The organism is Streptomyces sp. SID5643 (genome assembly GCF_009872555.1).
Taxonomy (GTDB): domain Bacteria; phylum Actinomycetota; class Actinomycetes; order Streptomycetales; family Streptomycetaceae; genus Streptomyces; species Streptomyces iakyrus.
On sequence record NZ_WWIC01000022.1, the window covers coordinates 35,829 to 49,067 of the forward strand.

Genomic DNA, 13,239 nt, shown 5'->3' on the forward strand with positions numbered 1-13,239 from the left:
CATGACGCTCCCGATGACCGCCTCGACTGCTCTGGCCCGTTGGGAGCGGCGCACCCAGGGCCCGCTGCTCGCGCTGGCCGTGCTGTTCGCGATCGCCTACGCCATACCGATCGTGGCCCCGAGGGCTCCGCAGGACCTGCTCACCGCGTGCCACGTCACGAACTGGGCGGTGTGGGCCGCTTTCGCCGCCGACTATCTGGTCCGCCTGTGGCTGGCCGAGGAGCGGCTGCGGTTCGTGCGCGGCAATCCGCTGGCGCTGCTGGCCGTGGTGCTGCCGCTGGCCCAGCCGCTGCGGCTGCTGAAACTGGTGTCGATGCTGTTCCTCGCCGGGCAGCGGGCGCGGATGGCGTCGCAGGTACGGGTCACCACGTACGTCGCGGGATCGTGCCTGGGGCTGCTCGTCTTCGGTGCGCTGGCCGTGCTGGAGGTGGAACGGGACGAGCCCGGTGCCTCCATCCACACCCTGGGGGACGCGGTCTGGTGGGCGTTCACCACGATGACCACCGTGGGGTACGGGGACATGGCACCGACCACCGGCCTGGGGCGGATCCTGGCGGTCGGGCTGATGCTCTCCGGGATCGCGCTGCTCGGTGTGGTCACGGCGAACATCGCCGCCTGGTTCATCGCACGGTTCGACAAGGACGACGCCGAGGAACAGCGGCAGACCGAGGCGATCCGGGAGCTGACGGAGGAGGTGCGGGCGCTGCGGGGGGAGCTGGCCGCGCTCAAGGGCACACCGGCGGAGCAATGAGAGGGCCCCCGGCCGAACGGCCGGGGGCTCTTCCCACATTCCTCACCCGGGTCAGAACATGCCCATGCCCGGTGTGGCCGCTCCGGACAGCCAGATGATGGCCAGGAGCGTGTCGATGGCGCCCAGGACCAGGGCGACCACGGCCGCGGTGGGGCGCGAGCCCGACCAGGCGCGGCCCATGGCGAGCCAGCCGCAGACCATCGCGGCGGGACCGAGGACGATCCCCAGCACGAAGAAGCCTGCAACGGCGCAGATGACTCCTATGAGTCCGAGCGTCGCGCGATCCGTCCCGGTCCGTGACCACGTCCGGCCACGTGAGCGGGGGTGCCTGCGCGTACCGTGTCCGAAGCTCGCCATCATCAACTCCCGTAAACCCTCGGTCGGTTGGGGTTCGATTCGGGTACGACATGGCGAGTACCCCGTTGGCACGCGTTCATCCCGCTGCCTGCGCGCTGCCCCCCTCCGGCAGCGCGCCGCAGCGTCCACCCTCCATGCCCTGCGGAGGACTTGACCCACTGTGACCTGCGGCGCGTACCGGAGGGGAGAGTTCGGCGGTGCTGTTCACCCGGATAGGCGAACAAGCCGCCGTGGAGCGTCAGATGTGCGCCGCGCCGGCACCGGCCTCCGCGTTCTCACCGCGCTTGGTGAGGAACGCGACGAACACGGCGACGGCCGCCACGCCCGCAGCGGTCAGGGAGGCCAGGCTCATGCCGTCGATGAACGTGGTGTGCGCGACCTCGGCGATCTTCGCGGCGACCTGCTCGGGGGTGCCCTCGGGCACCGGGGCGATGCCCTGCTGAACGGCCAGCGAGGCCTGCTCGGACTGGGCCGGGTCGAGCGGCGGCAGCCCCGCGTCCGCCCAGTTGCCGGCGAACTCGTTGTCGACCTTGGAGGCCATGACGGCGCCCAGCACGGCCGTACCGAGGCTGCCGCCGATCTGCATGGCGGCCTGCTGGAGACCGCCCGCGACGCCCGAGAGCTCCATCGGGGCGTTGCCGACGATGACTTCGGTGGCGCCCACCATGACCGGCGCGAGGCCCAGGCCCAGCAGGGCGAACCAGACGGACATGACGCCGCTGCCCGTCTGCGCGTCCAGCGTGGACATGCCGTACATGGCGATCGCGGTGCACGCCATGCCGCCGGCCAGCGGGATGCGGGGACCGAACTTGGTGATCATGACGCCGGCGAGCGGGGAGCCGACGATCATCATGCCGGTGAGCGGCAGCAGGTGCAGACCGGCGTCGATCGGGCTCATGCCGTGCACGTTCTGGAGGTAGAACGTCACGAAGAACAGACCGCCCATGAAGGCGATGGCCATCAGGACCATGAGGACGACACCCGCCGACAGCGGGACGGAGCGGAACAGCCCCAGCGGGATCAGCGGCTCCTTCACCTTCGTCTCCCAGACGGCGAAGAGCCCGAAGCCGACCACCGAGGCGACGATGAACGCCCAGGTCTGCACATCGCCCCAGCCCCACTCCGGTGCCTTGATCAGTGCCCAGACGAGGCAGAACATCGCGGCGGACAGCAGGACGATGCCGAGGAGATCGAAGGAGCGCGGGGCGTTCTCGGCGCGGTGGTCGAGAAGGATCAGCACGCCGAGGACGACGGCGAGGATGCCGACCGGCACGTTGATGAAGAACACCGACTGCCAGTTGACGTGCTCGACGAGCACGCCGCCGAGGATCGGGCCGCCCGCGGTGGACGCGCCGATGACCATGCCCCAGATGCCGATGGCCATGTTCAGCTTCTCGGCCGGGAAGGTGGCCCGCAGCAGGCCGAGCGCGGCCGGCATCAGCAGCGCGCCGAAGAGCCCCTGGAAGACGCGGAAGACGATGACCGCCGTGATGCCCTTGGACAGCCCGATGGCAGCCGAGGAGGCGGCGAAGCCCGCCACGCCGATGAGGAAGGTCTGCCGGTGACCGAACCGGTCACCGAGCTTGCCGGCGGTGATCAGGGACACGGCGAGGGCGAGGAAGTAGGCGTTGGTGATCCACTGGAGATCCGACCATGAGGCCCCCAGGTCCTTGCCGATCGCCGGGTTGGCTATGGCCACGATGGTGCCGTCGAGGGCCACCATCATGACCCCCACAGCGACGGTGATGAGGGTGAGCCAGGGGTGCCCTCGCAGCCCCTTGCCCGGCGTCGCGTCCGACGGCGTCGCCGGTACCTTGCCCCCCGGTCCCGTCGTGTCGATGGTGGTCTGACTAGTCATTCTCCGAGGCTAATGACAGCCACTGACAATTGACAAACGGATTCACTAGTCGGTAACTGACACGACATCCCCCCATAGCCTGGACTGGGCAGACACTTCAGACGAGAGGCCGGCCTTGAACCTGCGCGAACGCAAGAAGCGGCGCACCCGGGACGCACTGCTGCGGGCCGCGCTGGAACTCTTCACCACGCGCGGGTACGAGGAGACGACCGTCGACGACATCGCCGCCGCCGTGGACGTCTCGCAGCGCACCTTCTTCCGCTACTTCGCCGGCAAGGAGGAGACGGCGTTCTTCGTGCCGCGCCTCGCGGAGACGCTCGTCGTGGAGGCCCTGCGTACCCGCCCGCCGGACGAGGCGCCACTGGAGGCGCTGCGCCGGGCGGTGCTGGAGAGCTGGGACGCGATCAACGAGGCCGTGGTGGAACTCGTGCCGATCGAGCTCCACCTGCGCGTCTACCGGGTGATCGAGTCGTCGCCCGCGCTGCTCGCCGCCCATCTGCGGCGGTCGGCGGAGCTGGAGGAGCAGCTCGCGGGCATCATCGCCGAGCGCGAGGGTCTCGACGTGGACGCGGACCCCCGGCCGCGGATCGTCGTCGCCCTCTTCGGCGGGGTGATTCGTGTCACCGAGCGCCTGTGGTCCACCGGGGGTGACCTCACCCTGGACGGCATGCGCGAACTCACCACGACATACCTGGATCAGGTGGGTCCCGCACTGGCCGGGAACTGGCGTGCGGGGCAGTCCCCTTAGCCCATACACCGAAACGTGATCCCGGTCACTTGGTTAACGCGAGACCCTCTCGTTCTCCTAGTGTGTCCTTTCAGTGACTTCCTTCGACACCTCCCCGCAACTGAACGTCTGGCGCGCACTGCTCGCTCTGGCCGTCGTTTTCGTGATGCTGGCGACCACCGGCTGGACGGCCCTGCGCAACCAGCGGGGCGACACACCGCTCCAAGCCTCGCTCTCCGCCTGGGAACACGGCCGGATCGCCGGACACCGGCTGCCGGACCCGCAGTCCGAGCCGCCGAGGCTGGCCCGCTTCTTCGCGTCGCTCACCGAGCAGGACCGTACGACCCTGGTCCGCAAGTACTCGCTCGCGGTGGGCAACATGAACGGCGCGCCGGTCGAGCTGCGCTACCGCGCCAACCGTCTCGCGCTCGCGAAGGCGCGCAAGGTCGAGCGGGAACGCATGCACGACAAGCGCCTCACCCGGACCGGGCAGCACGAGGCCGGGCGCAGGATGCACCGTTACGAGGACCTCATGGAGAAGGGCCGGCACATCCTGGCCTTCGACCCGGAGGGCTCGGGCCGGGTGGCGGAGGTCTTCGGCGACCTGCGCGAGGCGGAGCGGGTCTCGGTCGTCGTCCCCGGTGTCGACACCGACCTGCTCACCTTCCAGCGCACGCACCGCAAGTACGCGGCTCCCGTCGGCATGGCCACGTCCCTGTACGCGGCCGAGCGGCAGGTGAGCCCCTCGACCCGCACGGCCGTCATCGCCTGGGCCGACTACACGGCACCCAGCGGGCTCGGCATCGACTCGGCCACGGCGATGCGCGCCGAGGAGGGTGCCGTACGGCTGAACGCGCTCGTGCGGGCCCTGCCGGGCAAGTCGCCGGTCTCGCTCTTCTGCCACAGCTACGGCTCCGTGGTGTGCGGGGTCGCGGCGCACGAGCTGCCCGGCCGGGTGGCCGACATCGCGGTGGCCGGCAGCCCGGGCATGCGTGTCGAGAAGGCGGCCCAGCTGCACACCAGTGCCCGGGTGTGGGCGATGCGGGACTCCGACGACTGGATCCAGGACGTGCCCTACCTGAAGGTCGGCGGGCTGGGCCACGGAGCTGATCCGGTGTCCGCCGGGTTCGGGGCGCGGGTGCTGTCGGCGGCCGGCGCGAAGGGTCATGCGGGCTACTTCGAGCCCGGGACGGCAAGTCTGTTCAATTTCGCAGAGATCGGCGTTGGCGCATACCGCTCGGTGCACTGCGCGCACGAAGACGGCGTCTGCCGTACCGGTTTGTCCGGCGCGGCGGCGGCCTGACGCGCGTAGAGGCGAAGGAATTGCGGTCTGCTCGAGAGGGGGACGGAGGAGCGCGTGCCGCATACGATGAGCCGCATGGGTGACGTACTGGCCGGATTTCATGCCGCCTGGGAGTTCGAGTCCGACTCCGTGCTCATCCGCTACGAACGGGGGATTCGAACACCCAAGCTGTTCCAGGCCCTCGGGGAACGCCGCGTGCCCCTGGAGGCGATCGCCGGGGTGACCCTGACCCGCGGGAAGCGCGGCACGGTCGTGCTGCGCGTCGAGCCGCGCCCCGGGGCGGACCCGCTCATGGAGGCGGCCGCCGGGCAGCTGAAGGAGAGCGGCGATCCCTACCGGCTGGTGCTGCCCGCCGAGCGGGAGGTGCTCGCCGAGTACTACGCCGACGAGCTGCGTCCGCTGCTGACCGAGTCCGGACCCGCGGACCGGTTCCTCGTGAAGCCGCCCGAGGGACCGTTGTCCTTCAAGGCGTACGACGGGAAGGCGAGCTTCGACGGACGCACCGTGAACTTCCGGTGGTTCTGGACGGGAGCGTCGTCGGCGAAGTGGAAGGCCGGCGACCAGAGCTTCTCCGTCGGGGAGCTGAACGGGGTGGAGTGGCGGTCGCCGGAGGTCTTCGAGGGGCATTTGCGGCTTCTGCGCCGGGATGCGGAAGCATCGGCGGCCCAGGCCGATCAGGATCCCGCGGCGGTGGTGTTCGGACTGGGGTACGGCCCCGTGCACGAGTCGCTGCCGTTCGCCGCCGCGGTGTTGGCGGCGGTGCGGACGTCGAGTCCGGTGGCGGCCGTGCCCGCGCCGCGGCGGGACCCCGCCGACATCGCCGAGCGCATTCGTCACCTGGGTGAGCTGCATCAGGCCGGGTTGGTGACGGATGAGGAGTTTTCGGTCAAAAAGGCGGAGTTGCTGGCGGAGCTTTAGCGTGTGCGGGGTGCTGCGCGCCGGCGGGTGCGGGTCGTGTGTGGCCGGTCGCGCAGTTCCCCGCGCCCCTGCCGGCCTCTACTCGCGGCCCGCCGACGTGAACGCCATGTCCGCATACCGCGGGCCCGCCACCTGGGCCGCTATGCCGTCCAGCAGCTCCAGTTGCTCGTCGGTCAGGACGATGCCGGTCGCCGCCGTGTTCTCCTCCACCCGGGAGGGCTTGCGGGTGCCCGGGATCGGGATGACCTGGAGGCCGTGGATCGTCGCCTGCTGCTGGGCCCAGGCCAGGGCGATCTGACCGATGGTCGCGTCATGGGCCTCGGCCACCGAGCGGATCAGCTCCAGCAGGGTCGCGTTCGCCATGGCGTTGTCGCCCGTGAAGCGGGGCTGCCGGCGGCGGAAGTCACCGTCGCTCAGGTCCTGCTCGGCGTCGGTGAAGGAGCCGGTGAGGAAGCCCCGGCCGAGGGGCGAGTACGCGACGAGGGCCACACCCAGCTCACGGGCCGCGGGGACGACGTGCGTCTCGATGTCCCGGCTGAACAGCGACCACTCCGACTGCACGGCGGCGATGGGGTGGACGGCGTGCGCGGCCCGCAGTTCGCCCGCCGTGACCTCGCTCAGGCCGAGGTGCTTGACCTTGCCCTCGCGGACCAGGTCGGCCATCGTGCCGACGCTCTCCTCGATCGGCACGTTCACATCGCGCCGGTGCATGTAGTAGAGGTCGATGACGTCGACGTCCAGGCGCTTCAGGCTCGCCTCGACGGCCTCGCGGATGTAGGGCGGGTCGTTGCGGATGACCCGGCGGGTGGGGTCGTCCGGGGGTATGGACAGGGCGAACTTGGTCGCGATGACGACCTCGTCGCGGTGGGCCTTGAAGAACGGCGACAGGAACCGCTCGTTCTCGCCGGCCCCGTACGCGTCGGCCGTGTCGTAGAGGGTGACGCCCAGTTCGAGGGCCCGCTCCAGGGTGGCGCGGGAGGTGTCCTCGTCCGAGGGGCCGTAGGCAAAGCTCATGCCCATGCAGCCGAGGCCCTGGACACCCACCTCGGGGCCGTTGTCGCCGAGCTTCGCCGTCGTGATCCTGCCGTCCGTCATCGGGACCTCTCCGACGCCAGGGCCTGCCCGGCGTCCGCGTAGAAACTGATCTTCCGGTCGAGCACGGCGAGCGTGCCCCGGAGTTCGTCGATCCTGGCCAGGACGTCCTCGCGGGTCGTCTTCAGCAGGTCGAAGCGCTCGCCGTAGGTGTGGTCGCCCTCGCGCACCAGTTCCGCGTACCGGACCATGTCCGCGACGGGCATGCCCGTCAGGCGGAGCTTGCCGACGAGGTCCAGCCAGTCGAGGTCGCGGTTGGTGTAGCGGCGCTGGCCGGTGTGGGACCGGTCGATGTGCGGCATCAGGCCGATGCGCTCGTACCAGCGCAGGGTGTGTGCCGTCAGGCCGGTGAAGGCGACGACCTCGCTGATCGTGTAGTGGTCGTCGCCGTCCGGGCGCCGGTTCTGCTGCGGCGGACCTGCGCAGGTGTCGGTCCTGGCTCCCGTGGTCTCCATCACCGTCATGGCCCCAACGCTAGAACCTTGGAGTGCGCTCCAAGCAAGCGCCGACGGTAAGAAATCGGCAGGACGCTTCTTGATCCGGTTGGTTGACGTACGGACTCATGAGTGTTGTACGCCGCGCCCTGCCCGCCGACGCCGAGGAAGTCCTGCGCCTGCGCCTGCGCCTGCGCCTGCGCCTGCGCCAGGTCATGATCGACGCGGTGTTCGCCTCCGATCCCTCCGTCGCCTGGCACGGGGAGTCCCTCCCCACCCTCAGGGCCCGACTCGGCGAACCGGACGGGGACTTCGCCGCGTTCGTCGTCGACCATCCCGAGCGGCCGGGGGCGCTGGCCTCGCTGGTGGCCGGGACGATCGACTACCGCATCGGCAAGCCGGGCGACCCGCACGGCATGGTGGGCTTCGTGTTCAGCGTCGCCACCGACCCCGCCGCGCGGCGATGGGGGTCCCCCTGCTCGAGCGAGGTCGAGAGCTTGGGGGAGGGTACGCGCGCGCCTGTATGACGACACTGCTCGCCTGGTTCCGTGAGCGCGGTGCCCGGCGCGTGCAGCTCACCGCCTCGCCGGAGGCCCAGCCGCTGTACGTCTCCCTCGGATTCCGGCCCAAGCCCGACCCCTTGCCGGAACTCACGCTCTGAGCGCATAGGCTCGAACGCATGTCGCTGAAGAGCCTCGCCCTGATCGAGAACTGGCCGGTTCCCACCGCTGCGGCGGGTGTCGTCCGAGCGGACGGCACCGTCCTCGGCACACACGGCCCGGCCGGCCAGCGGTTCCCGCTCGCGTCGGTGACCAAGCCGCTGGCCGCCTACGCGGTGCTCGTCGCGTACGAGGAGGGGGCCGTCGAGTTCGACGAGCCCGCGGGTCCCCCCGGGTCGACGGTCCGGCACCTGCTCGCACACACCTCGGGCCTCGCGTTCGACGAGCACAGGGTCACGGCCCCGCCCGGGGAGCGGCGGCTGTACTCCAACGCCGGCTTCGAGCAGCTGGGCGACCATGTCGCCAAGGCCACCGACATCCCGTTCGGGGAGTACCTGCGGCAGGCCGTGCTGGAGCCGTTGGGCATGACCTCGACGGCACTGGAGGGCTCCCCGGCCAAGGACGGGGTGTCGACGGTCGAGGACCTGCTGCGGTTCGCCGCCGAGGTGCAGGCTCCGCGGCTGCTGGATCCGCGTACGGTCGCCGAGGCGATGACCGTGCACTACCCGGGCACCAAGGGCGTCCTGCCGGGGTACGGCCACCAGAACCCCAACGACTGGGGGCTCGGCTTCGAGATCCGGGACTCCAAGTCGCCGCACTGGACGGGCTCGTCGTCCTCGCCGCGCACGTTCGGGCATTTCGGGCAGTCGGGTACGTTCCTGTGGATCGACCCGGACGCGGGTGCGGCCTGCGTGGCGCTGGCGGAACGGGCGTTCGGGCCGTGGGCGACCGAGGCGTGGCCGGCGTTCACGGACGCGGTACTGGCCGATCTCTAGGCCGCGTTCATCTCCCAGATCAGCAGCTCCGCCCCGGTCACGGACGCGGCCTCCAGGCCCTTGGCGTCCGTGATCCGGGCCGCGTCTCCGGCGCCCAGCACCTCGCCGTCCAGGCGGACCTCACCGCGGACGACGTGCACGTACGCGTACGCCCCGTCCGGCACGGCGGTCCGCTCCCCCGCCCCCAGCCGCCGTACGTGCAGCATCGCGCCCGCCTCCGGGACGGCGTAGGGCGTCGAGTCGGCGATGCCGCGGACGACCTCGTAGGACGGGTCGCCGCCGGGCCGCAGCGGGGCCAGCCACATCTGGAGGAAGGTCAGGGGCTCGGGGCCGTCGTTGCGCTCCACGTGCCGTACGCCGCCGGCCGAACTGAGCCGCTGCACGTCGCCGTGCCGCACGACCGACTCGCGCCCGGTGGAGTCCCGGTGGGTCAGCTCGCCCTCCACCACCCAGGTCACGATCTCGGTGTGGCTGTGCGGGTGCTCGTCGAACCCCGCCCCGGGCGCCAGTCGCTCCTCGTTGCACGCGAGCACCGCGCCGAAACGGAGGTTGTCCGGGTCGTAGTGGGACCCGAAGGAGAAGGCGTGCCGGCTCTCGATCCCTGCGGCCGGGTCCCCTCCGGGGTAGCGCTCACCCGCGCGCCTCACGTCCATCACGAGTCCACCGTAGACCCGGCGGCCCACCTTCCCGTCCGGATAAGGCAGTCTTGTCCCGTGCCCGAACCCGAAACCGGTAAGAACGAAGCCGCAGCCCACGACGTCCATCCGCATGCCGCGACGCTGAAGCGGCTGGAGAAGTCGTCCGGGTCGCTCGCCGCGCAGGCCATCGCGCGGATGGACGAGACGCTGCCCTGGTACCGGGCCATGCCCCCGGAGAACCGTTCCTGGATCGGTCTGGTCGCACAGGCGGGCATCGCCGCGTTCACCGAGTGGTTCCGCTGTCCCGACGCCCCGCAGGCCATCTCCACCGACGTGTTCGGCACCGCGCCGCGCGAGCTGACCCGGGCGATCACGCTGCGCCAGACCGTGGAGATGGTGCGCACCACCATCGAGGTCATGGAGAGCGCGATCGACGAGGTCGCGGCCCCCGGCGACGAGCGGGTGCTGCGCGAGGCGCTGCTCGTCTACGCCCGGGAGATCGCCTTCGCGACGGCCCAGGTGTACGCGCAGGCCGCCGAGGCGCGGGGTGCCTGGGACGCCCGCCTTGAGTCCCTGGTCGTGAACGCCGTGCTCAGCGGGGAGGCCGACGAGGGGGCCGTGTCACGGGCCGCCGCCCTCGGGTGGAACTCGCCGGAGCACGTGTGCGTGGTGCTCGGGACGGCGCCCGACGGGGACAGTGAACTGACCGTCGAGGCCATACGGCGCGCGGCCCGGCACGCCAAGCTCCAGGTGCTCACCGGTGTGCTCGGCGACCGGCTGGTCGTCATCGCGGGCGGCAGCGACAACCCGCTGGCCGTCGCCAAGTCGCTCATCGGCCCGTTCGCCGCCGGACCGGTCGTGGCGGGGCCGGTGGTACCCGACCTACAGGCCGCGACCCGGTCCGCGCAGGCCGCGGCGGCAGGGCTGAAGGCGTGTTCCGCCTGGCAGGACGCCCCGCGCCCGGTCCTGGCCGACGACCTGCTCCCGGAGCGGGCGATGGCCGGTGACCCCTCGGCACGTGAGCAGCTGGTGGAGGAGATCTACAGACCGCTGGAGGAGGCCGGGGCCGCGCTCCTGGAAACCCTCAGCGTCTATCTCGAACAGGCGAGCAGTCTGGAGGGCGCCGCCCGGATGCTGTTCGTCCATCCCAACACCGTCCGCTACCGGCTTCGACGTGTGACAGACGTCACCGGTTGGTCACCCTCCGATGTACGCTCTGCGTTCACACTGCGGATCGCGTTGATCCTGGGGCGTCTGGTCGATGGAGATCTCCAGCCCTAGGGTTTTGTCGGGGCCCGACAAAACCCCCCCGTGTTCTTCGTCCTTGTCCCCACGGGCGGCCGTGCCCGTCCCCAAGAGAGAGTGTGAGAGTGCTCGTACTCGTCGCTCCCGGCCAGGGCGCTCAGACGCCCGGCTTCCTGACTGAATGGCTCGACCTCCCCGGTGTCCGCGGTGCCCTTGAGGCATGGTCCGACGCCGCGGGGATCGACCTGATCCGTTACGGCACCGAGGCCGACGCGGAGGAGATCCGCGACACCGCGGTGGCGCAGCCGCTGCTGGTCGCGGCCGGACTGGCGTCCGCGCAACTGCTCTTCGACGACCCTGCCGACCTGGCCGGGAAGGTCGGCGCCGTCGCCGGGCACAGCGTCGGCGAGTTCACCGCCGCATCGCTCGCCGGCGTGCTCCCGCACGAGGAGGCCCTCCGCCTGGTCCGCACCCGCGGGCTCGCCATGGCCGAGGCCGCCGCCGTCACCGAGACGGGCATGGCCGCACTGCTGGGCGGCGACCCCGCCGTGACGGTTCCGCACCTGGAGAAGCTGGGCCTGACGCCGGCGAACATCAACGGCGCGGGCCAGATCGTCGCCGCCGGCACCAAGGAGCAGCTCGCCGCGCTGGAGGCGGACAAGCCCGAGGGCGTGCGCAAGGTCGTCGCTCTGAAGGTCGCCGGCGCGTTCCACACGCACCACATGGCCCCCGCGGTCGAGACGCTGGCGAAGGCCGCCGAGGCCCTGGCGCCCGGCGACCCGAAGCTCCCCTACGTCTCCAACAAGGACGGGCAGGCCGTCGCCGCCGGCACCGAGGCGCTGGAACGTCTGGTCGGCCAGGTGGCCAACCCCGTCCGCTGGGACCTGTGCATGGAGACCTTCAAGGGCCTCGGCGTCACGGCCCTGATCGAGCTGTGCCCGGGCGGCACCCTCACCGGCCTCGCCAAGCGGGCCCTGCCCGGTGTGAAGACGCTGGCCCTGAAGTCCCCCGCCGACCTCGACGCGGCCCGCGAGCTCATCGCCGGGCAGAGTGCCTGAGAAGGAGCCCGAGAGCATGGCGAAGATCAAGCCCAGCAAGGGCGCCCCGTACGCGCGCATCCTCGGCGTCGGCGGGTACCGCCCGACCCGGGTCGTGCCGAACGAGGTGATCCTGGAGACGATCGACTCGTCCGACGAGTGGATCCGCTCGCGCTCCGGCATCGAGACGCGGCACTGGGCCTCCGACGAGGAGACCGTCGCCGCGATGTCGCTGGAGGCGTCCGGCAAGGCCATCGCCGACGCGGGCATCTCCGCCGAGCAGATCGGCGGCGTGATCGTCTCGACGGTCTCGCACTTCAAGCAGACCCCGGCCGTCGCCACCGAGATCGCCGACAAGCTGGGCACCGCCAAGGCCGCCGCGTTCGACATCTCGGCGGGCTGCGCCGGCTTCGGCTACGGCCTCACGCTCGCCAAGGGCATGGTCGTCGAGGGCTCGGCGGAGTACGTCCTGGTGATCGGTGTCGAGCGGCTGAGCGACCTGACCGACCTGGAGGACCGCGCGACGGCCTTCCTGTTCGGCGACGGCGCCGGCGCGGTGGTGGTCGGCCCGGCGAAGGAGCCGGCGATCGGCCCGACCGTGTGGGGCTCGGAGGGCGACAAGTCCGAGACCATCAAGCAGACGGTGCCGTGGACGGACTACCGCGACGGGACGGTCGAGAAGTTCCCCGCGATCACCCAGGAAGGCCAGGCGGTGTTCCGCTGGGCCGTGTTCGAGATGGCGAAGGTCGCCCAGCAGGCGCTGGACGCGGCCGGGATCAGCGTGGACGACCTGGACGTCTTCATCCCGCACCAGGCCAACGTGCGGATCATCGACTCGATGGTGAAGACCCTGAAACTGCCGGAGCACGTCACGGTCGCCCGTGACATCCGCACCACCGGCAACACCTCGGCCGCCTCGATCCCGCTCGCGATGGAGCGGCTCCTGGCGACCGGAGAGGCGAAGAGCGGCGACACCGCGCTCGTCATCGGCTTCGGGGCGGGTCTCGTCTACGCCGCGACTGTCGTTACCCTCCCCTAGGCACTCCGTGCCGGATCATGCAATCCGGTGCGGGCGGAAACACCTGCCACACCCTCTGAATATCTACGAAGGAGCGCCGACATGGCCGCCACTCAGGAAGAGATCGTCGCCGGTCTCGCCGAGATCGTGAACGAGATCGCCGGCATCCCGGTTGAGGACGTCCAGCTGGACAAGTCCTTCACCGACGACCTGGACGTCGACTCGCTGTCCATGGTCGAGGTCGTCGTCGCCGCTGAAGAGCGTTTCGACGTCAAGATCCCCGACGAGGACGTCAAGAACCTCAAGACCGTCGGTGACGCGACCGACTACATCCTCAAGCACCAGGGCTGATCGACCGATCAGGCC

General features: G+C 70.7%; 14 protein-coding genes and 1 pseudogene. 10 read left to right on the top strand and 5 right to left on the bottom strand.

The window, feature by feature from the left end; translation table 11 throughout:
- Position 1: 1 nt before the first annotated feature.
- Positions 2 to 751, top strand: coding sequence for a potassium channel family protein (locus tag GTY56_RS02575; protein ID WP_237524351.1), 750 nt, complete (start codon positions 2 to 4; stop codon positions 749 to 751).
- A 51-nt stretch (positions 752 to 802) separates the two neighbouring features.
- On the opposite strand, the gene GTY56_RS02580 is transcribed toward GTY56_RS02575, so the two are convergent.
- Both GTY56_RS02580 and GTY56_RS02585 read right to left on the bottom strand, forming a co-directional pair.
- Entirely contained in the window at positions 803 to 1,111 is a 309-nt protein-coding gene (locus tag GTY56_RS02580) for a small hydrophobic protein (RefSeq protein WP_161362024.1), read from the bottom strand.
- A gap of 235 nt (positions 1,112 to 1,346) precedes the next feature.
- Positions 1,347 to 2,966 (bottom strand): MFS transporter, encoded by a 1,620-nt coding sequence (locus GTY56_RS02585; RefSeq protein ID WP_161362026.1) that lies wholly within the window; start codon positions 2,964 to 2,966, stop codon positions 1,347 to 1,349.
- Positions 2,967 to 3,081: 115 nt separating this feature from the next.
- On the opposite strand from GTY56_RS02585, the gene GTY56_RS02590 reads away from it, so the two are divergent.
- From GTY56_RS02590 to GTY56_RS02600, 3 genes are all read left to right on the top strand, one after another.
- Entirely contained in the window at positions 3,082 to 3,714 is a 633-nt protein-coding gene (locus GTY56_RS02590) for a TetR family transcriptional regulator (protein WP_237524352.1), read from the top strand.
- A 73-nt stretch (positions 3,715 to 3,787) separates the two neighbouring features.
- Positions 3,788 to 4,996 (top strand): alpha/beta hydrolase, encoded by a 1,209-nt coding sequence (locus tag GTY56_RS02595; protein ID WP_161362028.1) that lies wholly within the window; start codon positions 3,788 to 3,790, stop codon positions 4,994 to 4,996.
- A 66-nt stretch (positions 4,997 to 5,062) separates the two neighbouring features.
- Positions 5,063 to 5,914, top strand: coding sequence for a DUF4429 domain-containing protein (locus GTY56_RS02600; protein WP_161362092.1), 852 nt, complete (start codon positions 5,063 to 5,065; stop codon positions 5,912 to 5,914).
- Positions 5,915 to 5,992: 78 nt separating this feature from the next.
- On the opposite strand, the gene GTY56_RS02605 is transcribed toward GTY56_RS02600, so the two are convergent.
- Both GTY56_RS02605 and GTY56_RS02610 read right to left on the bottom strand, forming a co-directional pair.
- Positions 5,993 to 7,009, bottom strand: a complete 1,017-nt coding sequence (locus GTY56_RS02605) for an aldo/keto reductase (protein WP_161362030.1) — start codon at positions 7,007 to 7,009, stop codon at positions 5,993 to 5,995.
- A complete protein-coding gene (locus GTY56_RS02610) occupies positions 7,006 to 7,470 on the bottom strand; it encodes a MerR family transcriptional regulator (RefSeq protein WP_161362032.1) in 465 nt (154 codons plus the stop codon). Before GTY56_RS02610 ends, GTY56_RS02605 begins: the two co-directional genes overlap by 4 nt.
- Before the next feature lie 98 nt (positions 7,471 to 7,568).
- Between GTY56_RS02610 and GTY56_RS02615 the strand changes: the two are divergent.
- Positions 7,569 to 8,101 (top strand): annotated as a pseudogene (locus GTY56_RS02615) (GNAT family N-acetyltransferase).
- An 18-nt stretch (positions 8,102 to 8,119) separates the two neighbouring features.
- The gene (locus GTY56_RS02620; RefSeq protein ID WP_161362034.1) at positions 8,120 to 8,935 is read left to right on the top strand and encodes a serine hydrolase domain-containing protein; all 816 of its coding nucleotides are present in this window, start codon (positions 8,120 to 8,122) and stop codon (positions 8,933 to 8,935) included.
- Here GTY56_RS02620 and GTY56_RS02625 read toward each other — a convergent pair.
- A complete protein-coding gene (locus tag GTY56_RS02625) occupies positions 8,932 to 9,588 on the bottom strand; it encodes a pirin family protein (RefSeq protein ID WP_161362094.1) in 657 nt (218 codons plus the stop codon). The two genes, GTY56_RS02620 and GTY56_RS02625, sit on opposite strands and share 4 nt — an antisense overlap.
- 60 nt (positions 9,589 to 9,648) lie before the next feature.
- Here GTY56_RS02625 and fasR point away from each other — a divergent pair, with 60 nt between their 5' ends.
- From fasR to GTY56_RS02645, 4 genes are all read left to right on the top strand, one after another.
- Positions 9,649 to 10,854, top strand: a complete 1,206-nt coding sequence (gene fasR / locus GTY56_RS02630) for a fatty acid biosynthesis transcriptional regulator FasR (RefSeq protein ID WP_161362036.1) — start codon at positions 9,649 to 9,651, stop codon at positions 10,852 to 10,854.
- An 89-nt stretch (positions 10,855 to 10,943) separates the two neighbouring features.
- On the top strand, positions 10,944 to 11,876 hold the full coding sequence (locus tag GTY56_RS02635; protein ID WP_161362038.1) for an acyltransferase domain-containing protein: 933 nt from the start codon (positions 10,944 to 10,946) through the stop codon (positions 11,874 to 11,876).
- Between the two features lie 16 nt (positions 11,877 to 11,892).
- On the top strand, positions 11,893 to 12,894 hold the full coding sequence (locus tag GTY56_RS02640; protein ID WP_107454731.1) for a ketoacyl-ACP synthase III: 1,002 nt from the start codon (positions 11,893 to 11,895) through the stop codon (positions 12,892 to 12,894).
- 81 nt (positions 12,895 to 12,975) lie between these two features.
- A complete protein-coding gene (locus tag GTY56_RS02645; protein ID WP_003989952.1) occupies positions 12,976 to 13,224 on the top strand; it encodes an acyl carrier protein in 249 nt (82 codons plus the stop codon).
- Positions 13,225 to 13,239 lie beyond the last annotated feature (15 nt).

Bases quoted from the DNA above. Each gene is read 5' to 3' on its own strand.
- GTY56_RS02575 (WP_237524351.1), top strand. From the start codon at position 2: ATGACGCTCCCGATGACCGCCTCGACTGCTCTGGCCCGTTGGGAGCGG.
- GTY56_RS02580 (WP_161362024.1), bottom strand. From the start codon at position 1,111: ATGATGGCGAGCTTCGGACACGGTACGCGCAGGCACCCCCGCTCACGT.
- GTY56_RS02585 (WP_161362026.1), bottom strand. From the start codon at position 2,966: ATGACTAGTCAGACCACCATCGACACGACGGGACCGGGGGGCAAGGTA.
- GTY56_RS02600 (WP_161362092.1), top strand. From the start codon at position 5,063: ATGAGCCGCATGGGTGACGTACTGGCCGGATTTCATGCCGCCTGGGAG.
- GTY56_RS02605 (WP_161362030.1), bottom strand. From the start codon at position 7,009: ATGACGGACGGCAGGATCACGACGGCGAAGCTCGGCGACAACGGCCCC.
- GTY56_RS02610 (WP_161362032.1), bottom strand. From the start codon at position 7,470: ATGACGGTGATGGAGACCACGGGAGCCAGGACCGACACCTGCGCAGGT.
- GTY56_RS02620 (WP_161362034.1), top strand. From the start codon at position 8,120: ATGTCGCTGAAGAGCCTCGCCCTGATCGAGAACTGGCCGGTTCCCACC.
- GTY56_RS02625 (WP_161362094.1), bottom strand. From the start codon at position 9,588: ATGGACGTGAGGCGCGCGGGTGAGCGCTACCCCGGAGGGGACCCGGCC.
- GTY56_RS02640 (WP_107454731.1), top strand. From the start codon at position 11,893: ATGGCGAAGATCAAGCCCAGCAAGGGCGCCCCGTACGCGCGCATCCTC.
- GTY56_RS02645 (WP_003989952.1), top strand. From the start codon at position 12,976: ATGGCCGCCACTCAGGAAGAGATCGTCGCCGGTCTCGCCGAGATCGTG.